Genomic DNA, 21,502 nt, shown 5'->3' with positions numbered 1-21,502 from the left:
GGATTTCGGCACCCAAATACGTGTTCGCGTAACCGAGATATTCACGCCTTCACCGCCACGATGAACAGCCGCGGGAACCGCAACAGCCGCCGTCCGTCGGCCATCGGCGCATAGGCCTTGGCGATGCGGCTTTCGTAGTCGGCGAGGAAGCCGTCGCGCTGTTCTGCCGGGATGCGCTCGACATAGGGACGCAGGCCGGTGCTTTTCACCCATTCGACGATCGCTGCCGCATCCGCCATCGGGTGGTTGTAGGCGGTGTGCCATACGTCGACGCGCGCCGCCTTGGAGCCGAGCGCGTCCATATAGGCGGCCGGTGCGGGCAGCGGTTTGCGGCGCGGCGTGCCGTCGGCGAAGGCGGTGCGCCATGGGCCGGCCATCGCGCTTTCCTCCATCAGGAGGTGCGATGGTTCGGAAAGATTGTCCGGCATCTGCACGGCGAGCACGCCGCCGGGACGCAGGCTGTCCATCAGCTTTACCAGCACCGCCACATGGTCGGGAAGCCATTGAAACACGGCATTGGCGTAGAGCAGGGCGGCCGGCTCGGGCGCCTGCCATTTTGCCAGGTCGCATTCGACGAAGTCCACGCCCGGCAGGCGGTTTCGCGCGGCCTTCAGCATGTCGCTCGCATTGTCTACGCCCTTGACGCCGCGACCGGGGAACCGCTCCACCAGCAGTTCCGTGGAATTGCCAGGCCCGCAGCCGAGGTCATAGACTGTTCCGGCCGGAAGATCGGCCGGCACCTGCGCCAGCAGGTCGCGGGCAGGGCGCGTGCGTTCGTCTTCGAATTTCAGGTATTGCGCGGCAGACCAGGCCATGGATTTTCCTCAGAGGCTGTCGAGCGAGGGCAGGATCAGCGCCGGGCCGAGGTCGAAATATTCGTCCGGCATATTGCTGCGGTTGATCCAGACGGTGCGGAAGCCGAATTTCGTGGCACCCGCAATGTCCCAGCGATTGGAGGACTGGAAGGAGACGGCGTTCGGATAGAGCCGGTAGTTGGTCGTCACGAGGTCGTAGACGGCGGGCGCCGTCTTGTAGGTCTTCAGCGCGTCGACGGAAAAGACGTCATCGATGACCGTGTCGAGCGCCGCGTTTTTCACCGCGGAGGCCAGCATGGCGGGCGAGCCGTTGGAGAGGATGGCGATATGCGCGCCGCGGCTCTTCAGCGCTTTGAGGACCGCCGGCACTTCCGGGTAGCAATCGAGCTTCCAATAGGCATCGAGCAGCTTCTGGCGCAGCGCGGGGTCGACGCCGCCGATGCGCTGGAACGTAAAGTCGAGCGCCTGCTCGGTGAGCTGCCAGAAATCCGCGTAAGCCCCCATCAGCGCGCGCGTCCAAGAATATTCGAGCTGCTTGGCGCGCCAGACCTCGGAGAACGCCTGATAGTTCGGACCCACATCGCCCGCATGGCGGCGCACCGCCGCATGCACGTCGAACAGCGTGCCATAGGCATCGAAGACATAGGCGGCGTGGGACATGGGCGGCGATTCCTCCTGGGCATTATCACGCTTGATTGGCGGCTATCGCGCGAGGAATGTCAATCACATAGCACGGCCGGCGGCCCGTCCTCAGAACCGCGTGATCACGCTGATGCCGAGGTCGGTCGCCTTGTCCATCGCCATCAGCGCCGGCACCGCCTCGTCGAGGCTGATATGGCGACCGATCAGTTTTTGCGGGGCGAGCTTGCCGCTTTCGATCATTGCCAGCATGGCGTCGTAGCGCCAGGCCTGCATGCCGTGGCTGCCGTAGATTTCGAGTTCATGGCCGATGACCTGCGCCATCGGGATCTGCGGCGTTGCATGGTCGGCGAGCATCAGCCCGACCTGCACATGCCGGCCGCGGCGGCGCAGGTTCTTGATCGAGTTGAAGCAGGTGACGGGCGAGCCCAGCGCATCGACGGAGGCATGCGCCCCGCCGCCGGTAATATCGCGCACGGCCTCCGCCACATCCGCGACCTCGCGGGCATTGACGGTGGCGACCGCGCCCATCTTCTTCGCAAAATCCAGTTTTTCGGCGGAGATATCGATGGCGATCGGGTTGGCGCCGAGGGCTGCGGCAATCATGATCGCCGAAAGACCCACCCCGCCGCAGCCATGAACCGCCACCCATTCGCCGCCCGTCACCCGCGCCTGGTCGACCACCGCGCGGAAGGAGGTGGCGAAGCGGCAGCCGAGGCTGGCGGCGGTCGCATAGTCGATCGCCTCCGGCAGGTGCACGAGATTGTGGTCGGCGTAGTCGATCGCGACATATTCCGCGAAGGAGCCCCAATGGGTGAAGCCCGGCTGGAACTGTTCCTCGCAGATCTGCTGGTTGCCCGAACGGCACTCGCCGCAATGGCCGCAGCCGGAGACAAACGGCACCGTCACGCGCTGGCCTTCGCGAAACCGGCGCACCTCCTTGCCGACGGAAAGCACGGTGCCGGCCAGTTCATGCCCCGGCACATGTGGCAGGCGGATATCCGGGTCATGCCCCATCCAGCCGTGCCAGTCGCTGCGGCAAAGTCCCGTCGCCTCCACCTTGATCACTATGCCGCCCGGCGTCGGGGTCGGGTCGGGCAGGGTCCGGATTTCCGGTGTCGCCTCGAAGGCTTCGTAATACATCGCGCGCATGCTGTTTCTCCCTTTGTATCTGTATCGCATGCACCCCACGGCCCCTCAACCGTGCGACCCATGATAAGGCCTGATACACCCATTCAACATCTTGAATGGACAAGCGGCGCCGGCTGTCGGAAGGCATTTCTGGCTTGACCAGCCGCAATGGTCGGGCCTTGATGGGCGAAAAGGAGTATAAAAATGCCAGTCGATACCTCACCACGCACGACGACCTGGACCTTCGTGGACGGCGAATGGATTTCGGGCAACCCGCCGCTCATCGGCCCCACCTCGCATGCCATGTGGCTCGGCTCGACCGTGTTCGACGGCGCCCGCTGGTTCGACGGCATCGCGCCGGACCTCGATTTGCATTGCCAGCGCGTCAACCGCTCTGCCGAGGCACTCGGCCTCAAGGCGACGATGAAGGCGGAAGAAATCGAGGCGCTCGCCTGGGAAGGCGTTGCAAAATTCGATGGCAAGACGGCGATCTACATCAAGCCGATGTACTGGGCCGAACACGGCTCCCCCACCAGCGTCGTCGCACCGGACGCGGAATCGACCCGCTTCGCGCTCTGCCTGTTCGAGGCGTCGATGGGGGACCCGAAGGCCGCTTCGTCGATCACCGTCTCGCCGTTCCGCCGCCCGACGGTGGAATGCATGCCGACGGACGCCAAGGCCGGCTGCCTCTACCCCAACAATGCCCGCATGCTGGTGGAGGCCCGCAAGCGCGGCTTCGACAATGCGCTGGTGCGCGACATGCTGGGCAATGTCGCCGAGACTGCCTCGTCCAACATCTTCATGGTCAAGGACGGCGTCGTCTTCACGCCGGCCGCCAACCACACCTTCCTTGCCGGCATCACCCGCATGCGCGTCATCGGCCTGTTGAGGGACGCCGGTTTCGAGGTGGTGGAGACCACGCTGACCGTCGCCGATTTCGAGACGGCCGACGAGATCTTCACCTCGGGCAACTATTCCAAGGTCGTGCCTGTCACGCGCCTCGACGACCGCGACCTCCAGCCCGGCCCGATCACCGCCAAGGCGCGCGACCTCTATTTCGACTGGGCGCATTCCAACGGGGATGCCTGAGACGCGAGGGCCGGCCCGAGGGTCGGCTCTTCTGCATTGATGACGGTGTGGTGCGGCCTATTCCTGACCGGCCTCGTCCACCGTCTTGTTGTCGCCCGTCGCGGCCTTCTCCTTGGCGATCGCCTCGCGTTCGCTTTCGCGAACCACATGCAGGAATTCCGCGGCGATCGGCGGGGACACCTGCACCGTCTTCTTCTGCTTGTCGTAGATGCAGACATAGGTGATCTGGCTCTTCGATTCCGGCGACAGCCCCTCGATGGCGGCAATGCCGAAGGACTCGGTGCCGGTCGGCTCGACGAAGACGGTCGGCGTGCCAAGCGCCTCCGGCAGGCTCGCCAGGCAGCTTTTTTCCACATCGGCGCGGAATTCCTCCCAGGCATCCGCCGAAGAGGCGTGGGCCGCCGGGGCAAGAAGCGAGAGGGCGAGGCAGGCGAGGGGGATGGCGCGCATGGAAGGCTCCGTGTTGCGAGGGTGTCGGACAAAATGCCCCGAATCGGATTTCGTTCCGCTTCGTCATTGATCTGACACGCAAAACCGAAATGATTTTGTCGCATGTCAGGAAAATTTGGAACCCGGGCGGTTGCCTCTTCCGGTTGCCGCTCCTATGTTCCGCTCACGGATTTCCTTCCAAAAATTCCGTCGCCGGAGCAGTTCCAGCAAAGCGAAACAGTTTTGCATGCCGCGAATTGCGCCTAAAACAATGAGGAGACATCACGATGGCTTTCGAACTTCCGCCGCTTCCCTATGATTACGATGCGCTTTCGCCCTTCATGTCGCGCGAAACGCTCGAATATCACCACGACAAGCACCACAAGGCCTATGTCGACAACGGCAACAAGCTGGCGGAAGAAGCCGGCCTGGCGGATCTGTCGCTCGAAGAGATCGTCAAGAAGTCCTACGGCACCAACCAGGGCCTCTTCAACAATGCCGGCCAGCACTACAACCACGTCCATTTCTGGAAGTGGCTGAAGAAGGACGGCGGCGGCAAGAGCCTGCCGGGCGTCCTGCAGAAGGCGGTCGATTCCGACCTCGGCGGCTACGACAAGTTCAAGGCAGATTTCATCGCTGCCGGCACCACGCAGTTCGGCTCCGGCTGGGCCTGGCTCTCCGTCAAGGACGGCAAGCTCGCCATCTCGAAGACCCCGAACGGTGAAAACCCGCTGGTACATGGCGCAGAGCCCATCCTCGGCGTCGACGTGTGGGAACACTCCTACTATATTGACTACCGCAACGCCCGCCCGAAGTACCTCGAAACCTTCGTCGACAGCCTGATCAACTGGGACTACGTCCTGGAGCGCTACGAAGCCGCTACGAAGTAAGCTTTTTTGCTTTTTGAGTTGCGAAACCCCGGTCGGCAACGGCCGGGGTTTTTCATTGGGCCGCTTGCCCGCTCTCCGCCCACCCCGAAATCCAGATCTGCCGCAATCGATCCCCTTCGCCGCGAAAATGCGCCCCCGCCGCCTCGCAGGCTGCCACCCGGTCGGCGCGGAAGTTGCGGATCGCCTGGCGCAGTTCGCACCAGCCGACGATGTTGGCCGTCTCCGAATAGTAGATGAGGGCGATCGGGCGGATCGCGCGCTCGGTGGCGCGGCCATATTCGTCGCGGTAGTCGATGAGCAGTTTTTCCTCGTCGCGGATGGCGCGGCGCACGGTTGCGAGATCGATGCCCTCCGGCTGGCGCGGCGTCGTGCCCCAGGCATGCAGGGCGCGGGCGGAGAGCGTCTGGCGCAGCGGCGGCGGCACCGCGCCGGCGATCTTGTCGCCGACCCGGCGTGCTGCGGCCTGCAATTCGGTGTCGCCGGTGCGCTCCAGAAGCGCGAGCGCAAGAACGATGGCTTCGGTCTCCTCGATGGAAAACATCAGCGGCGGCAGGTCGAAGCCTGGGCGCAGGATATAGCCGATGCCACGCTCGCCCTCGACCGGCACGCGCATGGCCTGCAGGGCTCCGATATCGCGATAGATCGAACGCACCGTCACCTCCAGCCGCTCGGCGATGTCAGCCGCCGTGACCGGGTTGCGGGCAAGCCGCAGGATCTGGATGATCTCGAACAGCCGCGAGGCCTTGCGCATCGGTTTTCTCCATCACAACTGACACAGCCCTGTCAGTTGGCCTTCGGTATACCACGTCTCAAGCGCTTGAAACAAAAGGTGGCATAAGGCTGCGGCGCAAGGAAAGACAACGGGCAACTGACATGACCTACAGCGAAAACCTCTGGCTCTTCTTCCTGCTTGTCTCGGGCATCATCATCGTGCCGGGCATGGACATGGTCTTCGTGCTGGCGAGTTCGCTCTCCGGCGGGCGCAAGGCCGGGCTCTCGGCGACCTTCGGCATCATGGCCGGCGGGCTGATCCACACGCTCTATGCAGCGCTTGGCGTCGGCATGCTGCTACATTTCGCGCCCAAACTCTTCAACGTGCTGCTCGTCCTGGGGGCTGTCTATGTCGCCTATATCGGCTGGCAGCTTTTCCGCTCGTCGATCGTCGTCGATGCCGTCGATAGCCTCGACCGGCGCGGGCTTGTCACCCGGTTTCGCCAGGGCGCGCTGACCAGCCTGATGAACCCCAAGGCCTATCTTTTCATGCTGGCCGTCTTCCCGCAGTTCCTGCGCCCGGAATTCGGCCCGCTCTGGCGCCAGACGATCGTCATGCTGCTGATGATCTGGGTAACGCAACTCGCCGTCTATGGCGGACTGGCGCTCGCGGCGGCCCGCAGCCGCGACGCACTAATCGGCAATCCCGCCGCCACCCGCTTCATCGGCCGCGCGGCCGGCGTGCTTCTGGTGGCAATCGCGGTGGTCACGGTGTGGAAGGGGTGGGGGACGGTATGAGGATTGTGTCCCGCGTCATCCTTTGCCCGCTGCCGAGGGCGCGCTTCAGCACGATGTGCAGCAACCAGACGACGGCGATGGAGACGTAGCCGTCAATGGCATAGTGCCAGCCAAGCAGGACGGAGCTGACGGTGATGACGGCGACATAGGCGAAGCCGAAGAACCCGGCGGTGCGATTGATCTCACGCAGGAACAGGGCATTCATCATCGCAGCGCCGACATGGACGCTCGGGAAAGCCGATATGCCGGTGCCGAGGCCGACCGTGCCATCGAGATAGCTTTGCCACAGATAGGGCTGATAGGTCGGGCCGCTCCGGTCCAGCAGCGCCTGCATTTGCGGGCCGAAGCGCGCGGCATCGCCCGCCACATGTTCGTAGAAGGCCGGCCCGGCGGACAGAAACAGGCAGGCGAGCAGGCTGCCGAGCACGGTCCAGACGAAGGCTAAGCTCAGGAAGTAGCGCAGGCGGACGCCCTCCGCCTCGCGCAGGACCGCGATGAAGAAGACAGGCACAAAGGTGAACGCCATCCAGACGACGGCATAGTTCCAGCGAAGTGCCTGGAGCACCAGCGGATCGCCAATGAGGTTGAAGAGGACGGGGCCGGGATCCACGCCGCCGTGCAGGAAGGCGTCAATGTCGGCCTGGAGGTGGTCATAGGGAAAGCCGCCCATGATGACCGGCATCAGGGTCTTGAAGGTGGTGAATGATCCCATGAAGAGGATGAACATGGCGATCGTGAGGGCGGAGGAGGCAAGCTGGCCGCAAAATTCCGCAAACGCCCCGCCAACCCCGCGCCATGCCGGGCGATGCAGGCCGACGAAGCCGAGCATGGCGCGCACGCTGACGAGAACCACCGGCAAGGCCAGGAAAAACAGCGGGCCGAGTTGTTCGGCATATTGTTGGTAGGCCGTCAGGGCAAGCTTGTCTTGCGAAGCCGCGGCAAGCACGACCAGGGCGGTATAGGCGAGCACGAAGCCGTGGAACGGCAGCATTCGCCCTATGTCCGCGCGGGCGGCAGTCACAAAGGATGTCAACATGGTTGGCCGGCCCGGTCTTCGTGTCCCTAATTGGGCATCCAAGTTCTGCGCCGAAAGCGTCAAAAAAGGATGAAGGGCACGCTCAGCGTGTCTCATTGCCGGAGCGCTGATATCAAAAAGAATTTACTGTCTGGAATCGTTCAAAATGCAATCATGCCCCCGCATCGTAAACCGGCGGCACGGCGAAGACCGGCCGCCAGCAATCGGGAGAACTCGATGAAGTTCAGGATTTTGGCGGCCGCGGTCGCGCTTGCGGCCATTGGCGCAGGCGCCGTCGTTGCGGCGGATGAGCCGCAGGTTGTCCGTCAGGACATAATGAAGAAGGTCGGTGGCGCCATGGGCGCACTCGCCGGCATCGCCAAGGGCGAAAAGCCCTACGATGCGGAAATCGTCAAGGCATCGCTGACGACGATGAGTGAAGTCGCGAAGGCCTTCCCGGACCAGTTCCCGGCCGGCTCCGAGACGGGCCATGAAACGGAAGCCAGCCCGAAAATCTGGGAAGCGATGGACGACTTCAAGGCGAAGGCTGCCAAGTTCGGCACCGATGCGGATACCGTGCTTGCCGGCCTTCCGGCAGACCAGGCGGCCGTTGGCGCCGCACTCGGCGTGATCGGCCCCAATTGCGCAGGCTGTCATGAGGTCTACCGCGTCAAGAAATAAGCGGTAGGCCGGCTCCACTCGAAGAAACGCCGTCGTCCCGGCCCCGTCTGCCGGGGCGATGGTTTTACGTCAGTATGCCGCTGGAACACGATCGCGGCTGGCGAGAGGGAACTTCATGGCACTCAAGAAACTCCTCGGCGGCCTCGTCGTGTTGGGCGCGATCGGCGCAGGCGCCTTTCTCTTCATCACCGCACCGGAAAGACTGCCGGCGGAGGTCTGGGCGTCGGCGGGCGAGCCGGACCTCGCCAATGGCGAGCGCATTTTTTACGCGGGCGGCTGCATCAGCTGTCATGCGGCACCGGGTGCTGCGGACGACCAGAAGCTGGTGCTCGCCGGCGGCCTCGCCCTGAAGAGCCCGTTCGGCACCTTCCACGCCCCGAACATTTCCCCCGACGAAACGGCCGGCATCGGCGCCTGGACGCTGGCGGAGTTCGGCGACGCGATGAAGCGCGGCACCGGCCGCGATGGCGAGCATCTCTACCCGTCCTTCCCCTACGCCTCCTATGCGCGCATGACGGTGAAGGACGTGGGCGATCTCTACGCCTACCTGAAGACCTTGCCGAAAAGCACGAATGTCGCGCCGGAGCATGAGCTGCCGTTCCCGTTCAACATCCGCCTGGCGCTCGGCGGCTGGAAGTTCCTGTATCTCAACGACGCGCCGCGCGTGGAACTGGCGAACGCTGATGATACGGTCAAGCGCGGCCAGTATCTCGTCGAAGGGCCGGGGCACTGCGGCGAGTGCCACACGCCGCGCGACGTGCTCGGCGGCCTGAAGACGGATCAATGGCTGGCGGGCGGACCGAACCCTGAAGGCGAAGGCCGCGTGCCCAACATCACGCCCGCCGAAGGCGGCTTCGGCAGCTGGAGCGCCGGCGACATCGTCAGCTACCTCGAAACCGGCTTCACCCCCGACTTCGACAGCGTCGGCGGCGCCATGGTGTCGGTGCAGAAGAACATGGCACGGCTGCCCAAGGAAGACCGCGAGGCGATCGCGGCGTATCTGAAGGCAGTACCGGCGCGTTGAGTTGAATGGGCTGGTTTCCGATGATCGCGCTACTTTTCTGAGGATGGCGGAGGAGCTCGTTGTTGCCCCAAAGCGGACTTCGGCGTCGCGTTCGGACGGCCTCGCACTTGCGAGGCCGCTCTGCTTGTTGGGCCGACTATTCAGCTTTCGTGACAGGTGCGGGTTGCCACTCGCCTTTTTTGACAATGTCCTTCGGGACATATGTTCTAAACGTCAAGGAGAACGGCTTTCCCTCCGGAGACGGAAGCCAGTTGGTTTCTGGCACACCCTCGACGGATTTCGGTCCTATACCGATCTTCAATGAACCGTCGGCTTCTAGCTTGAGGCCAGAATAGGTATTGAAGTTGTACCGCTTGAGATCGTTGGGGACGACGCGATAGTCCGGCACTCCGACCAGGATCACCGACCAGTAAGAATCCACGGCGTTCTGAGGCAATTTGTCGGCCGGGAAATGGATGACGTAGCTCTTCGAGCCTTCCAGGGGCTGCTCGGAAGCATCGCGTGTCGCCACGAAATACATGACCTCGTCGCCTGTGTTGCCCCAAATCCCCGCATAATCCACCGTGGTCCGCAGCCAGTAGTTTTTCCCGTAGTTACCAGTCTGTGCTCCACCTACCCAATGATTGCGGTAAGGCGCACTCTTCGTAAAGGCGAACTCCTGGAATTCCGGCACAACCTTCTTCAGGACGTTATCGATTTCCGATCTGGCTTCCTTGCCCGTTGCCATATACTCGGCCACGGCTCTGACCTTGCCCTGCATTTCAGCGGCATTGGGAGCGACATCGAGGGCGCTCGACAGCACAGCAGAAACGTCGTCAAAGATTTCGGCGCCGAGCAGGTTCTTGTTATCGAAGGCGGCCATAGGCGCGGGCTTGGCAATACTTGGTTCGCCAATCACCGAAGCCTTGAAGGCCTTCTGCAGTTTAACGGCTCCGTCAGGGTCACCCTTGAGTTCGACTCGCGCCAGCATTTTTGCCTTGCTGGAATGGAGATAGATCGGCGTTGCATCATTCGGAACCTTCACCTGAGCCCCAGGCTTCAGAAGCGCGAACTTTCCGAAAGGTTTCGACGGAAAGGATCGCTCGTTGATGTTGACGATCACTTCGCCCCACTCGTCGAGAATTTGCGCGGTGTAGTAGCGGTCCTTTATCTCTGGGACTTCAAGGATCACGGCTGACTGGTCGTCGACGGCAAACCACGCCTCAAGATAGGCGACATCAAAGTTGGGATTTACAAAGTCTGCGCTGCCAAGCGGATTGTACTTGATATGATTGTACGCAATCCCCTTCTCTTTCAGATCGTTGGTTTCCTGGCGAATGACCAGGGCGCGGCCGAGAAGGTACACGTAGGCTTCTTTGATTGTACGGTCGTCGGGCTTGGTAGCGGCGGCGGCGAAGGTCACAAGTGGGCCAACAAGCAAAGCGATCGTCATCACTGCAACTGTTGCGAGCCGGCGGGTAGGACTAGACGTTCTGGCAAACATTCCAGGTTCCTTTCGCGTCAAATGCATGGGGCTGTTTCAGCGGCTATTCCACGCGCTCGACCTTTGGCGGAATCCAGCTACCATCCAGCACAGCCTGCTTCGGCCAATAGGTTCTGATGTAGAGAGAGAACTCATCCTCGGGCGCTGGTACCCAGTTGGCTTCCAAGTCCTTGCCGGGCGAAGCATGTTGAAAGTGCAGGGTCAGCGAGCCGTCGGTATTGTACTTGAGCGACTTGCTCTTCGTTCCCAACGAAAAGCGGTTCAGACTGTTGGGTTCGAACAGATGTTCCTTGTTGTAGAGGGTCAGTGACCAGAACCCGTCGACGGGGGGAAGTTCGCCCTTGGCGAAAGTCACGGTGTAGTGCTGCTTGCCGTTCAGCCGCTTTTGGTCTGCGTCGAAGTCCGTGTAGATGTAGCGAGTTTCCTCGGGGGCGTTGTCGTACATGTTCGAGCGAGCAGTTGCTGCCCGCGAAAGGTAGTCATAGCCCCACCTCGCCCCATTCGACGGCGAATTCCAGCCGTTGCCGAGGGGGATGCCATTGTTGCGGAAGTCGAACAACGGCTTGATCAGCTCGTTTTCCGCTTCGACCGCGACATCGTCGAGCATCTTCCTGATTGCGGGGTCTTTTGCGGCCGCATCGATCAACGACTGGAACGAGGCGTATAGCGCCTCTTCGCCGGGGAGAGGCGGGACTTCCTTCATGACAATTGGCAACTCGTCAAAGAACTTTTCCGGAATGACCCATTTCGTCTCACCGACGCTTTTACCCGCAGGAGATGGGAAGCTTTTGAACTTGGTCCAATCACGGGTTTTCATTTTGCCGTCGAACTCAGTGAGCGGATAGACCATCATCTGGCTAATCAAGGGCTGCACGGCCTTCTTGTCGTCCGGGGTATCGTCCTGGAACACGCGGGGCAGGATGATCGTCAGATCGGTTGGGGATCGGATGACGGCGTTCACTCCTGCGGGTACTTCACCCTTCCAGTCGGGCCCTACAATCAGATAAAGGCCGGGTTTCGTACCGTATTGCTTGCCGATCTGCGCGAAGGTGTTCGTGCGCGCATCCACGATCTGGTAGGTGTAAAATCTGTCACCAAAGTCTGGAACCTGGACAATCACGGGCTGTTTGCTGACGCGTTGATAGCCCGCTCCGTACACGGTGTCCTGATTGGGGCATGTGACGAAGTGTTCGCCGGAATCGATATAGTCCGTCAGCATCGATATGTAGCCCGTCGGAGCGGCAGGGATGATACCTTCAATGCGGCCGGGCTCCGGCAGTTTGGAAACGGCAATCGAGCGATTGAGGTTATTAACCAGCGGCCAACCCCAGAGGTAGGCCGTTCGGCCCATCGTGCGAACATATTCCTTGGTCATGATCGTGCCGGACGGCGTCCCATTGATTTCGGACGCGGCCTCGGGCTGGCGTACTTGCTGCGCAAAGCTTCCTGTCGGAAAAGTTGCGATGAGAAGTGATGTTGCAAATGCACTAACTATTTTTCGCATTCCAACCTCCATCTGCTTTTACATGCTGCCGCAACCAAGCTTGGCGTGAGCCAATGCGAATGGTGGAGGCGCGGTCGCTGATGAAAAGATGAACCGTTGTTGCGAAGTTGTTATCGAGGACTCTTCCCGACGAGCATCAGCAAGCGCACTCCCGCACGCCAACCATGTCGGTAGCAAGTACGTAACGGTAACATAGGCGTAAATCGGCTTTTTCAGCCGTTGGCCGATGGCCGCTTGTGGCGCTAAGCCAACCATTTTTTCTAAGGATGGATAGGCCGAACTACGCCAGATCCGCCGTTTGCCCGGTCGTCAGCCACCCACCTTGCGATGCTCGTCACCATACATGCCGAGATAGTCGGAAAGTTCCGCTGAACCCAGCCCGATCGCATCCAGGATTTCCCGTGCAAACGATACCGGTGCCGCACCTGACGCGGTGATGACACCCTGGTCGCTGACGGCCTGCGGCTGGTTGCGGTAGAGTTCGGCCCCGCGGTAGGTGGGTACGACGTCCTTGAGTTGGCTGGCATAGTTGCCGGTATGGGCGCGGGTGTCGAGCAGGCCGAGACGGCCGAGTGCCAGCGTGGCGTCGCAGATGCCGGCGACCGGTTTGCCGGCCTCGATGAAGCGCCCGACCGGAGCCGAAAGGTCGGGCACGTCATCGGATTGCCAGATCGTGCCGCCGCAGAACACTAGCACGTCGTAGTCGGCGGGGGCGGCATCCTCCGCCTTGCCGGCAGACCTGATGGAGACCCCGCCGAGCGAGGTGACGTTCTGGCCAGCCGGGGTCAGGATGACGGTCTGCGCGCCGCATTCGTGGCGCGCAGTCGCCATCAGCAGCCCGCATTCCCAGTCGGCATAACCCTCGGTCAGCACGATGGCCAGTCGCTTTGTCATGTCGATATCCTCTTTGATTCGGCGTGTCAGCCCAGGGCGTGAACGTAGCGCATGCCCGTGACGGGACCAGCCCGGAAATTCATCTGTTCGTAGAAGCGATGCGCGCCGAAATTGCCGGTGGCCGCGCTGACCGACAGGTAGCCGCAGCCGGCGATGCGGGCATGTTCCCGGGCGCGGGAAACGAGGTGGCGGCCGATGCCGTGGGCGCGGTGATCGGCGCGCACGAACAGGTGGTGAAGATCCATGCCGCGCAGGCCTTCCGTCGCCCGGTAGGTCGGCACGAGCAGGGCGTAGCCGATCAGCCTGCCATTGGCTTCGGCAACGAGTGCGGTGATCCAGGGATTGGCGCCGAACAGGTCTCGGTCGAGATCGACGGCAGCGATTTTTGCGATGTCGCCGTGGCATTCGGCCAGCAGCGTGATCATGTCGAGGATCTGCTGCAGGTCGCCCGGGCGCGCGGCGCGGATGGTCAGCATCGGCGGGCGTTCGAGAGCGGGCGGTTCAAGCTTGATGACGGTATTGTGCATTTCGGGCTCCTTGGGTTTTCTGCCATCAGGTGCCCTAAAACAACAAAGCCGCCTGATGGCGGCTTGTTGACATGATCAAACAGCCGCTCCTATCGGAACAGCCAAAAATACGTTGCGGCGATGTGCGTGCTCTTGATCATGGTCGCGATATTCTCGAAATCGCGACGTTTGTCAATCGGATTTCTATCCGAAGGGAAGGGATGAAAGCGAAGGCGGTTACGCCTCCGCCTCCGTCGTGCCGGCGACGGGTTGCCCTTCCGCCGTGCCTGCCTGCTGTGTCTGGTCGACGCCGAGCTGTTCCTTGATGGCGCGGCGGATCTCTTCCTCGATGGCCGAACGCTCTTCCGGCGGCATCGCGGCGAGGCTTTCCTCGGTCAGCCCCATGCCGTCGAGCAGCTCCTTGCGCAGGCGCTCGACCGGCGTCATCTTGGAAAGCTCCATGAATTCTGCAAGCAGGCTGTCGCTTTCGTCCTGCGCCTTGTCGAGCTTCGCGCTGGTCATCCATAGCGCATTGGCAAGGCCGGACGGCATTCCGCTCGTCGGCGCGACAGTCGGGATGTTGCGGGCGCTCGAACCGCTGCCGCCGCTGCTATAGAGGCTCTCGTCGCTGGTCGTGCGCGGCTTGCCGAGCGTGTAGTTGGGAAGCATGCTGCCATCGATCTTCATGAAAAAGGCTTCCTCAAAATGACTTTGAGGGAACCTTTAGGATATGCAGCTTTTGCGAGACTTGCGGCAGCCTATGCGTCGCTTTCGACGCGGCCGGACCCGAGGCGAACGACGTGATCGGCGGGCGCGATGACGCTTGTGCGATGGGTGACGGCGAGGATCGTCACGTCGCCGGCAAGGCTGCGGATATGCTGCATGATCTCTGCCTCGGTGGCCTCGTCCAGCGCCGAGCTTGCCTCGTCGAGGAAGAGGAATTGCGGATCGGCATAAAGCGCGCGGGCAATCGCGATGCGCTGCCGTTCCCCGCCGGAAAGCTTCATGCCGCGTTCGCCCACCTTCGTCTCGAACCCCTCCGGCAACCCGTCGATGAAGGGACGGATCGCGGCCTTCTCGGCGGCCCGCCGCAGCCGTTCGGGGTCCATCGCGCGGCCGAGTGCGATGTTGACGGCGAGCGTGTCGTTGAGCAGCACCGCTTCCTGCGGCACGATGCCGACGGCGCCGTACCAGTCCCGCTGCGAGACGGTGTCGAGATCGACGCCGTCGACGCTGATCCGGCCGGAAGCGGGGGTGATCGATTTCAGCGCCAGCCGCAGCAGCGTCGATTTGCCGGAACCGGTTTCGCCGACGAGATAGGTGATGCGCCCGCGCGCGGCAGTAAGGCTCACATCGTTCACGCCGCGGCCGTTTTCATGGACATAGGAGACGCCCTCGAAGGCAAGCCGACCCGCCGCAGGGGCGAAACCGCCGGTGGTCGCGCCATCCGGTTCCTCGGGAGCGGCCCAGATGCGGGCGAGCGGCAGCAGCGAGGCGCGGGCGCGCACCACGTCGTCCAGCGCATGGCCGATCATTTCGAAGGGCTGGTTCAGTTGCAGGAGCAGGGTGTTGAACAGCACGACGTCGCCGACGCTGAGGTCGCCGGCCCGGTAGCGCGGCAGGATCAGCAGGAAGGTGACGGCGAACTGAAAGGCGAGCCCCGCGCCGAGCACCGAGGAATAGCCGATGCGGCGGCGGCAGAAGGCGGCCCAGTTGTCGCGCTCTTCGCCCGCTTTTTCGGCAAACCGCGCCTGCATCCAGCCATGGCTGCCGAAATGGCGCAGCGTCTCCATGGCGGTCATGGCGTTGCCGACGAATTTGGCGTTCTCCTGGCCGGCGGCGATCGCGGCGTCGAGAAAGCGGCGCGTGCGGTGGTTGGCGATAGCCGTCAGCGCGATGAAGCCGCAGCCATAGGCGAGCACGATCAGCACGATCTCGAGATTGATCGTCGCGCCCAGCATGCCGAGTGCCAGCGCGATCTGTGTGGTGCCTGGAATGAAGACGATGAGTGCGAGCTGCACGAGCGTCATCATTGCGCCCTGTCCACGCTGGCCGGCGCTTTCGATTTCGGCCGGGTTGTGCTCGACGAAGAAGGCGGCGCGCTTCTTCAGCAGCCGCGCAAACAGGCTGGTGCCGGCAATGAAGCTGAGGTTCTCCGCGCTCATGTAGGAGAGGTACTGCACCATGTACTGAAGTGCTGCGGCCGCGCCGATGAGGAGGGCATAGACGACGAAGCCAAGCGCCAGCGTCTCGGCGAAGCGGTCGGCGGTCAGCTGGTCGATGAGGCGTGAGAACAGGTAGGGCGCTGCGATCGACGCAATCGCGGACAGGAACACGATCGCGGCCACCAGCGCCAGCAGGCCACGCGAGGCGCGCCAGTAGTCGGCAAGAATATGCTTCACCGGCGCGGCGATCAGCCGCCAGTCGTCCTTCATGGCGAATCTCCCGGGGAGGATCTGGAGAGAGGGCATAATGGGAGGGGCATGCCGGCGAGGCAAGCCGTGAACCCGGCCAATGTCGAGCGAGCCTCATGAGATCGAGGGGGCGTCGCGCAGAAAAAAGCCGGCGTGGGACATCGCCCGCGCCGGCTTTTCACCCTGTGGCGCCCTTACGGCAGCGTATAGGCCATGACGTAGTCGCCGGGCTTGGTGCCGACGGAGCCGTGGCCGCCGGCGACGATCAGCACGTATTGCTTGTCGCCAGCCGTGTAGGTCATCGGCGTTGCCTGTCCACCGGCGGGCAGGCGGCCTTCCCAGAGCTGGCGGCCGCTCGTCACGTCATAGGCGCGGATGTAGTTGTCGACGGCCGCACCGAGGAAGGCGACGCCGCCCTTGGTGATGATCGGGCCGCCGATGCCGGGCACGCCGACCTTGAAGGGCAGCGGCAGCGGCGTCATGTCCATGACCGTGCCGTTCCTGTGCTTGTAGGCGATCTTGCCGGTCGCAAGGTTGGCACCTGCGACATAGCCCCATGGCGGCGCCTGGCAGGGAACGCCGAGCGGCCCAAGGAACGGACCCATGAAGACGCCGTAGGGCGCGCCGTCATTGCGGTTGAGGCCCTGTTCGGAGCCCTTCTCGTCCTGCCCCTTTTCGGGGATCTGGTCACGCGGCACGAGGCGGGAGGTGAAGGCGAGGTAGGTCGGCATGCCGAACATCACCTGCCGCTCCGGATCGACCGCGACGGACCCCCAGTTGAACGTGCCGAAATTGCCCGGATAGATGAGCGAGCCTTGCAGCGACGGCGGCGTGTAGCGGCCCTCGTATTTCATCGACAGGAAGTCGATGCGGCACGCCAGCTGGTCGAACATGGTGACGCCCCACATGTCCTTTTCCGTCAGCGGCGGCGGCGAGAAGGTGAGATCGGATATCGGCTGCGTCGGGGCGGTGAAGTCCTCCGGGATCGCCCCGGTCGGTGCCGGTATCTCCTTGACCGGAATGATCGGCTCGCCGGTGCGCCGGTCGAGCACGTAGATGTCGCCCTGCTTGGTCGGGCCGACAAGGGCGGGGATGGTGGCGCCGTCTTTCGTGATGTCGATCAGTGCCGGCTGCGCCGGCACATCCATGTCCCAGAGGTCATGGTGCACGGTCTGGCGCACCCAGCGCACGGCACCGGTCTTGATGTCGAGTGCGGCAATGGACGACGAGTATTTTTCGACATGCTCGCTGCGGCCCATGCCGAGCTGGTCCGGCACCTGGTTGCCAAGCGGCACATAGACGAGGCCGAGCGCGTCGTCATAGCTGAACACCGACCAGGAATTCGGCGAGTTGACCGTATAGACCTGGCCTTCCGGCAGCGGCGTGGTGACGTCGGGATTGCCGGAATCCCAGTTCCACAGGAGGGCACCGGAATTGACATCGAAGGCGCGGATGACGCCCGACTGTTCCTTCGTCGAGTAGTTGTCGTTGACCGCCCCGCCGATGATGATCTTGCCGTCGGTGATGACGGGCGGCGAGGTGGAATAGTAGTAGCCGGCCGGGTTGTACGGCATGCCCTTTTCGAGGTGCAGCACGCCGTTGTCCGCGAAGGTGGTGCAGACGTCGCCGGTTGCCGCGTCGAGCGCGATCAGGCGGGCGTCGGAGGTCGGCAGGTAGACGCGCGTCGCGCAGGTCGTGCCTGATGTCGCGGCCGGATCGGCATAATAGGTCACGCCGCGGCAGGTCTGGTGCTGGCGATCCGGGTTCATGCCGGAGTTGGAATCGTATTTCCACTTCTCCTTGCCGGTCGCGGCATCGAGCGCGATTGCCCAGTTGTGCGGCGTGCACATGTAGAGCGTGTCGGCAATCTTCAGCGGCGTCACCTGGTAAGTGGTCTCGCCCACGTCATCGGGCAGCTTCACGTCGCCGGTCTGGTATTGCCAGGCGACCTTCAGCGTCGAGACGTTGTCCGTGTTGATCTGGTCGAGCGGCGAGTAGCGCTGGCCGTATTGCGTGCGGCCATACTGGTGCCATTCGCCGGCCGGCACGTTGCCGCCGAGCGCCGGTGTCGCGTTGACGATGTCGGTCGGCAGCGTGCCGGCCACGTCATGCGGGTCCTGCGTCAGCGAATAGCCGGCAACGCCGATAGCGACCACGACGGCGATGGCGAGCGGCAGCGCCGACGCCGGATAGGGCGTGCCGGTCGGGCTCGCAAAACCGAGCGGACGGCGGATCGCTGGCAGCATCAGCCACAGGCCCAGCAGCACGATGATGCCGCCGCGCGGCCCGAGCTGCCACCAGTCGAAGCCAACCTCGTAGACCGCCCAGCCGAGCGAGCCGAGAATGATGAGGGCATAGAGCCAGATCGCCGCTGCGGAGCGGCGCAACAGCAGGATGGCCGTGACGAGGAAGGCAAGGCCCGTGACGAGATAGTAGGGGCTGCCGCCAAGCGACAGCAGCCAGGCGCCTCCGCCCGTCAGCACCAATCCGATGATGGCGATGAGGGCAGCGGTAAGGGATAACAACATGATGGTCTCCGTTTGCGATGCCGGCCCGATGGGAGGAGAGGGGCCGGCATGACGTCCGGCTCAAGGAGGGACGCTGGAGAAATTAGGGCGAAAACGTGACGCTTCAATGCCTGAAGTTGGTTCAGGTCCCGCAAAATGTCGCTGTGATTTCTTCGCCGGGCTTGGGCGGCTCGGCGTAGGCGGCGAAGGCCGACTGGTCCTCATAGGGCTTTGCCAGCACATCGTTCAGCGCCGCAAACAGCGAGAAATCGTCGTGGTCGATGGCCTCCGTCAAAGCCTCTTCGACCTTGTGGTTGCGCGGTATGAAGGCCGGATTGACGCGCCGCATTGCCGCCGCGCGGTCCTGTGGCGGCGTGGCGTCCTGCGCCAGCCGCTCGCGCCAGGCGGCAAGCCAGGGTGTGAGGGCATCCGGGTCTTCGAGGAGCTTGCCTAGTGCTGCATCCGCCTCGCTGTTTTCAGCCGAATCCGAAAGCCGGCGGAAGGCGAGCGTATAATCGGCCTTCTGCTCGTAGAGCGTCACCAGCAGGTCGCGGATCAGCGTCTGGTCGCCGTCGTCTTCGTCCTCGCCGAGGCCGAGCTTGGCGCGGATGACGGCCTTCCAATAGTCCTGGAACCGCTCCATGAAGCGGCCGACGGCCGCGTTCGCAGCCTCCACCGCCTTGTCCTGATCCTCGTCGAGAATGGCGAGCATCGCCTCGGCAAGCCGGGCGATGTTCCACTGGCCGATCATCGGCTGGTTGCCGAAGGCGTAGCGGCCGTTCTGGTCGATCGAGGAAAAGACGGTGCGCGGGTCGTAGTGGTCCATGAAGGCACAGGGGCCGAAGTCGATCGTCTCGCCTGAGATCGTCATGTTGTCGGTGTTCATCACGCCATGAATGAAGCCGACGCCGAGCCATCGCGCGATCAGCGAGGCCTGCCGGTCGGCCACCGCGTCGAGCAGCGCGAGATAGGGGGTTTCGACACCTTTCAGCTCCGGATAGTGCCGCTCGATGACGTGATCGGCCAGCACGCGCACATTGTCGGTCTCGCCGCGTGCGGCAAAGAACTGGAAGGTGCCGACGCGGATGTGGCTTGCGGCAACGCGGGTAAAGACGGCGCCGGGCAGCATCCGGTCGCGATAGACCGGCTGGCCGGTGGTGACGGCGGCCAACGCCCGCGTGGTCGGGATGCCGAGCGCATGCATGGCTTCGCTGATGATATATTCGCGTAGCACCGGCCCGAGCGCTGCCCGCCCGTCGCCGCGCCGCGAATAGGGCGTCTGGCCGGCACCCTTCAACTGGATGTCGCGGCGCTTGCCGTTGCGGTCGATCACTTCGCCCAGCAGGATGGCACGCCCGTCGCCAAGCCGCGGCACGAACTGGCCGAACTGGTGGCCGGCATAGGCCATGGCGAGCGGCAGCGACCCGGGCAGGGCGACGTTGCCGGAGAAATAGCCGGCGCCATGCCGCTCCAGCATGTCGGCATCGAGGCCAAGCTCTTCGGCGAGTGCCCGGTTGAACGCGATCAGCCGCGGCGCTTCCACCGGTGTTGGATCGACCGGCGCGAAGAAAATATCGGGCAGCCGCGCATAGCTGTTGTCGAAGGGGATGGTGCGGGCCGTGCCCGCGGCTGCCGTCGTCGCGCTGCTCATGATCGTTCGTCCTTGCTCTCTGCCCTAAAGATAGGGTCTCGGGCCGGCAAACGAAAGGCGCTTCAGGCGATCATCAGGAAAAGCGCGAAACTCTGGCCGAACCGGGCGAGGCGGCGTAGCTGGTGGGGCAGGCGCTCGTAAATCTGCTTCAGGCCGGGACGAAGCCACGCCGTCCACAGGCCTGCATAGGCCCGCCCGGCCAGCGTGACGGGGAGCGCATAGGCCGAAAGGTCCAGCGTGCGGTTGCTCCAGCTCTCCTTGTAGTCGGCGGGGTGGCCGAGCAGGTCGTAGGTCTTCACGCCCTGTTCGATCAGCCAACAGACGGTCATGTCCATCTGCGCCTTGCCGGGCGAGGCATCGCGCAGGTCCCAGTCGAAGGCGCCGAGATAGGCGTGGTAGTGACCGTGATGCAGGAAACCGAGTTCGCCCGCGATGAGCCGGTCGCCGGCTTTGAGCACTGAAAGGCAGGCGCCGGACAGATTGTCCCGCCTGCCGGGAAGGCTGGCCAGGAAGTCGTCAAAGCCCGCGAAGGCGAAGCCGGTGCTGCGCCGGCCGGTTTCGCGCAGCCATCTGCGCTTGAAGTCGAGGCACGTCGCGATCGCGTCGGCAAAACCGTCCTCGCCGGGAAAGAGCACGCAAAACGACAGTGCACCCTGCCGCGAAAGCGCGTTGCGCCGGCGGTTGCGGTTGCGCCGCTGGGTCTTACTGAGCGCGGCCGCATAGGCATCGGGGGAGGAGAAGACGGAAAGGTCCAGCATGGCCGCGCTGTTGCTGCGGCCGGACAGCCGCGACGTGTCCTGAAACAGCGCGGCGAGGGCGGAGCCCGCCGGCACGCTTTCCATCACGGCGACGTCATGCCTGGTATGCGCAAGGCCCCCGAGCAGTCGGCGCGCGGCCTCTCGACCATCGAAAGTCGGATCGATCAGCAGATTGGCATATTGGCTGTGCGGCCAGCCGAGCGGTTCGAGCCGTTTCACCGCCGTGCCGGACAGCATCAGCGGCCACACGGCAACGAGGTTTCCACCCTGCCGCAGCGTATGGATTTCCGGCCGGCAGCGCGCGTCGGCAACGACGTCGAGCCAGCGCTGACACCAGTCGAAACTCTGGAAATAGGCGAACGGATCGGCGGCGCGGGCATCGAGCGCGCGCCAGTCTGCCGCCACGGCGTGCATGGCGGAGCGATCGCGCAGCACGTGATGCTGCACCGCGGCGTCGTCAGCCGTGCCGGTCCCCTCCATAGCCATTGCCCATCCGTTTTCCTGCGCGGTGACGCTAGCAGCGGCGGCTGAACAAAACCTTTCCCGCTTTTGTCCCCGTTTGG

General features: G+C 63.4%; 20 protein-coding genes. 5 read left to right on the top strand and 15 right to left on the bottom strand.

Annotated features, from left to right (window positions below; genetic code table 11):
* Positions 1-41: 41 nt before the first annotated feature.
* From tam to ACT6VE_RS21320, 3 genes are all read right to left on the bottom strand, one after another.
* On the bottom strand, positions 42-815 hold the full coding sequence (tam, locus tag ACT6VE_RS21330; protein ID WP_444800435.1) for a trans-aconitate 2-methyltransferase: 774 nt from the start codon (positions 813-815) through the stop codon (positions 42-44).
* A 9-nt stretch (positions 816-824) separates the two neighbouring features.
* Positions 825-1,475: a haloacid dehalogenase type II gene (locus ACT6VE_RS21325; protein WP_444800434.1), complete on the bottom strand. Its 651-nt coding sequence runs from the start codon at positions 1,473-1,475 to the stop codon at positions 825-827.
* A 90-nt stretch (positions 1,476-1,565) separates the two neighbouring features.
* Positions 1,566-2,606, bottom strand: a complete 1,041-nt coding sequence (locus ACT6VE_RS21320) for a zinc-dependent alcohol dehydrogenase family protein (RefSeq protein WP_444800433.1) — start codon at positions 2,604-2,606, stop codon at positions 1,566-1,568.
* A 183-nt stretch (positions 2,607-2,789) separates the two neighbouring features.
* Between ACT6VE_RS21320 and ACT6VE_RS21315 the strand changes: the two genes are divergently transcribed.
* The gene (locus tag ACT6VE_RS21315) at positions 2,790-3,674 is read left to right on the top strand and encodes a branched-chain amino acid aminotransferase (protein ID WP_444800432.1); all 885 of its coding nucleotides are present in this window, start codon (positions 2,790-2,792) and stop codon (positions 3,672-3,674) included.
* A 57-nt stretch (positions 3,675-3,731) separates the two neighbouring features.
* Here ACT6VE_RS21315 and ACT6VE_RS21310 read toward each other — a convergent pair whose 3' ends face one another.
* Entirely contained in the window at positions 3,732-4,124 is a 393-nt protein-coding gene (locus ACT6VE_RS21310; RefSeq protein WP_444800431.1) for a hypothetical protein, read from the bottom strand.
* Positions 4,125-4,390: 266 nt separating this feature from the next.
* On the opposite strand from ACT6VE_RS21310, the gene ACT6VE_RS21305 reads away from it, so the two are divergent.
* Positions 4,391-4,993, top strand: a complete 603-nt coding sequence (locus ACT6VE_RS21305; RefSeq protein WP_069059455.1) for a superoxide dismutase — start codon at positions 4,391-4,393, stop codon at positions 4,991-4,993.
* A gap of 52 nt (positions 4,994-5,045) precedes the next feature.
* Here the strand turns inward: ACT6VE_RS21305 and ACT6VE_RS21300 are convergent, their stop codons facing one another.
* Positions 5,046-5,744: a helix-turn-helix transcriptional regulator gene (locus ACT6VE_RS21300; protein ID WP_444800430.1), complete on the bottom strand. Its 699-nt coding sequence runs from the start codon at positions 5,742-5,744 to the stop codon at positions 5,046-5,048.
* A gap of 122 nt (positions 5,745-5,866) precedes the next feature.
* Here ACT6VE_RS21300 and ACT6VE_RS21295 point away from each other — a divergent pair, with 122 nt between their 5' ends.
* Entirely contained in the window at positions 5,867-6,502 is a 636-nt protein-coding gene (locus ACT6VE_RS21295; RefSeq protein WP_444800429.1) for a LysE family translocator, read from the top strand.
* On the opposite strand, the gene ACT6VE_RS21290 is transcribed toward ACT6VE_RS21295, so the two are convergent.
* The gene (locus ACT6VE_RS21290; RefSeq protein ID WP_444800428.1) at positions 6,471-7,538 is read right to left on the bottom strand and encodes a phosphatase PAP2 family protein; all 1,068 of its coding nucleotides are present in this window, start codon (positions 7,536-7,538) and stop codon (positions 6,471-6,473) included. The genes ACT6VE_RS21295 and ACT6VE_RS21290 overlap by 32 nt on opposite strands.
* Positions 7,539-7,754: 216 nt before the next feature.
* Here ACT6VE_RS21290 and ACT6VE_RS21285 point away from each other — a divergent pair, with 216 nt between their 5' ends.
* Positions 7,755-8,198, top strand: coding sequence for a c-type cytochrome (locus ACT6VE_RS21285; RefSeq protein ID WP_444800427.1), 444 nt, complete (start codon positions 7,755-7,757; stop codon positions 8,196-8,198).
* 115 nt (positions 8,199-8,313) lie between these two features.
* Complete coding sequence (locus ACT6VE_RS21280) at positions 8,314-9,222, top strand: c-type cytochrome (RefSeq protein ID WP_444800426.1); 909 nt, start codon at positions 8,314-8,316, stop codon at positions 9,220-9,222.
* Positions 9,223-9,358: 136 nt separating this feature from the next.
* Here the strand turns inward: ACT6VE_RS21280 and ACT6VE_RS21275 are convergent, their stop codons facing one another.
* The 9 genes from ACT6VE_RS21275 to ACT6VE_RS21235 all read right to left on the bottom strand — a co-directional run bounded on the left by ACT6VE_RS21275 (position 9,359) and on the right by ACT6VE_RS21235 (position 21,425).
* The gene (locus ACT6VE_RS21275; protein WP_444800425.1) at positions 9,359-10,705 is read right to left on the bottom strand and encodes a DUF1214 domain-containing protein; all 1,347 of its coding nucleotides are present in this window, start codon (positions 10,703-10,705) and stop codon (positions 9,359-9,361) included.
* A 43-nt stretch (positions 10,706-10,748) separates the two neighbouring features.
* Entirely contained in the window at positions 10,749-12,209 is a 1,461-nt protein-coding gene (locus ACT6VE_RS21270; protein ID WP_444800424.1) for a DUF1254 domain-containing protein, read from the bottom strand.
* Positions 12,210-12,518: 309 nt separating this feature from the next.
* Positions 12,519-13,103 (bottom strand): DJ-1/PfpI family protein, encoded by a 585-nt coding sequence (locus ACT6VE_RS21265; RefSeq protein WP_444800423.1) that lies wholly within the window; start codon positions 13,101-13,103, stop codon positions 12,519-12,521.
* Between the two features lie 26 nt (positions 13,104-13,129).
* On the bottom strand, positions 13,130-13,630 hold the full coding sequence (locus tag ACT6VE_RS21260; protein ID WP_444800422.1) for a GNAT family N-acetyltransferase: 501 nt from the start codon (positions 13,628-13,630) through the stop codon (positions 13,130-13,132).
* 216 nt (positions 13,631-13,846) lie between these two features.
* A complete protein-coding gene (locus ACT6VE_RS21255; protein ID WP_444800421.1) occupies positions 13,847-14,296 on the bottom strand; it encodes a hypothetical protein in 450 nt (149 codons plus the stop codon).
* Positions 14,297-14,367: 71 nt separating this feature from the next.
* Positions 14,368-16,044, bottom strand: coding sequence for an ABC transporter ATP-binding protein (locus ACT6VE_RS21250; protein ID WP_444800420.1), 1,677 nt, complete (start codon positions 16,042-16,044; stop codon positions 14,368-14,370).
* Between the two features lie 173 nt (positions 16,045-16,217).
* Positions 16,218-18,551 carry a glucose/quinate/shikimate family membrane-bound PQQ-dependent dehydrogenase gene (locus ACT6VE_RS21245; RefSeq protein ID WP_444800419.1) on the bottom strand — a complete coding sequence of 778 codons (2,334 nt, stop codon included), beginning with the start codon at positions 18,549-18,551 and terminating at the stop codon, positions 16,218-16,220.
* Positions 18,552-18,672: 121 nt separating this feature from the next.
* Complete coding sequence (locus tag ACT6VE_RS21240; RefSeq protein ID WP_444800418.1) at positions 18,673-20,181, bottom strand: protein adenylyltransferase SelO; 1,509 nt, start codon at positions 20,179-20,181, stop codon at positions 18,673-18,675.
* Positions 20,182-20,243: 62 nt separating this feature from the next.
* A complete protein-coding gene (locus ACT6VE_RS21235) occupies positions 20,244-21,425 on the bottom strand; it encodes a GNAT family N-acetyltransferase (RefSeq protein WP_444800417.1) in 1,182 nt (393 codons plus the stop codon).
* Between the last annotated feature and the right edge of the window lie 77 nt (positions 21,426-21,502).

The organism is Shinella sp. (assembly GCF_052438155.1).
Taxonomy (GTDB): domain Bacteria; phylum Pseudomonadota; class Alphaproteobacteria; order Rhizobiales; family Rhizobiaceae; genus Shinella.
Note: the sequence above shows the minus strand (reverse complement) of the source record. Positions and strands in the feature narration are given on the sequence as shown.

What these genes read in the sequence shown, in the direction of transcription:
- tam (WP_444800435.1), bottom strand. Translation starts at nt 815, where the DNA reads ATGGCCTGGTCTGCCGCGCAATACCTGAAATTCGAAGACGAACGCACG.
- ACT6VE_RS21325 (WP_444800434.1), bottom strand. Translation starts at nt 1,475, where the DNA reads ATGTCCCACGCCGCCTATGTCTTCGATGCCTATGGCACGCTGTTCGAC.
- ACT6VE_RS21320 (WP_444800433.1), bottom strand. Translation starts at nt 2,606, where the DNA reads ATGCGCGCGATGTATTACGAAGCCTTCGAGGCGACACCGGAAATCCGG.
- ACT6VE_RS21315 (WP_444800432.1), top strand. Translation starts at nt 2,790, where the DNA reads ATGCCAGTCGATACCTCACCACGCACGACGACCTGGACCTTCGTGGAC.
- ACT6VE_RS21310 (WP_444800431.1), bottom strand. Translation starts at nt 4,124, where the DNA reads ATGCGCGCCATCCCCCTCGCCTGCCTCGCCCTCTCGCTTCTTGCCCCG.
- ACT6VE_RS21305 (WP_069059455.1), top strand. Translation starts at nt 4,391, where the DNA reads ATGGCTTTCGAACTTCCGCCGCTTCCCTATGATTACGATGCGCTTTCG.
- ACT6VE_RS21300 (WP_444800430.1), bottom strand. Translation starts at nt 5,744, where the DNA reads ATGCGCAAGGCCTCGCGGCTGTTCGAGATCATCCAGATCCTGCGGCTT.
- ACT6VE_RS21295 (WP_444800429.1), top strand. Translation starts at nt 5,867, where the DNA reads ATGACCTACAGCGAAAACCTCTGGCTCTTCTTCCTGCTTGTCTCGGGC.
- ACT6VE_RS21290 (WP_444800428.1), bottom strand. Translation starts at nt 7,538, where the DNA reads ATGTTGACATCCTTTGTGACTGCCGCCCGCGCGGACATAGGGCGAATG.
- ACT6VE_RS21285 (WP_444800427.1), top strand. Translation starts at nt 7,755, where the DNA reads ATGAAGTTCAGGATTTTGGCGGCCGCGGTCGCGCTTGCGGCCATTGGC.
- ACT6VE_RS21280 (WP_444800426.1), top strand. Translation starts at nt 8,314, where the DNA reads ATGGCACTCAAGAAACTCCTCGGCGGCCTCGTCGTGTTGGGCGCGATC.
- ACT6VE_RS21275 (WP_444800425.1), bottom strand. Translation starts at nt 10,705, where the DNA reads ATGTTTGCCAGAACGTCTAGTCCTACCCGCCGGCTCGCAACAGTTGCA.
- ACT6VE_RS21270 (WP_444800424.1), bottom strand. Translation starts at nt 12,209, where the DNA reads ATGCGAAAAATAGTTAGTGCATTTGCAACATCACTTCTCATCGCAACT.
- ACT6VE_RS21265 (WP_444800423.1), bottom strand. Translation starts at nt 13,103, where the DNA reads ATGACAAAGCGACTGGCCATCGTGCTGACCGAGGGTTATGCCGACTGG.
- ACT6VE_RS21260 (WP_444800422.1), bottom strand. Translation starts at nt 13,630, where the DNA reads ATGCACAATACCGTCATCAAGCTTGAACCGCCCGCTCTCGAACGCCCG.
- ACT6VE_RS21255 (WP_444800421.1), bottom strand. Translation starts at nt 14,296, where the DNA reads ATGAAGATCGATGGCAGCATGCTTCCCAACTACACGCTCGGCAAGCCG.
- ACT6VE_RS21250 (WP_444800420.1), bottom strand. Translation starts at nt 16,044, where the DNA reads ATGAAGGACGACTGGCGGCTGATCGCCGCGCCGGTGAAGCATATTCTT.
- ACT6VE_RS21245 (WP_444800419.1), bottom strand. Translation starts at nt 18,551, where the DNA reads ATGTTGTTATCCCTTACCGCTGCCCTCATCGCCATCATCGGATTGGTG.
- ACT6VE_RS21240 (WP_444800418.1), bottom strand. Translation starts at nt 20,181, where the DNA reads ATGAGCAGCGCGACGACGGCAGCCGCGGGCACGGCCCGCACCATCCCC.
- ACT6VE_RS21235 (WP_444800417.1), bottom strand. Translation starts at nt 21,425, where the DNA reads ATGGCTATGGAGGGGACCGGCACGGCTGACGACGCCGCGGTGCAGCAT.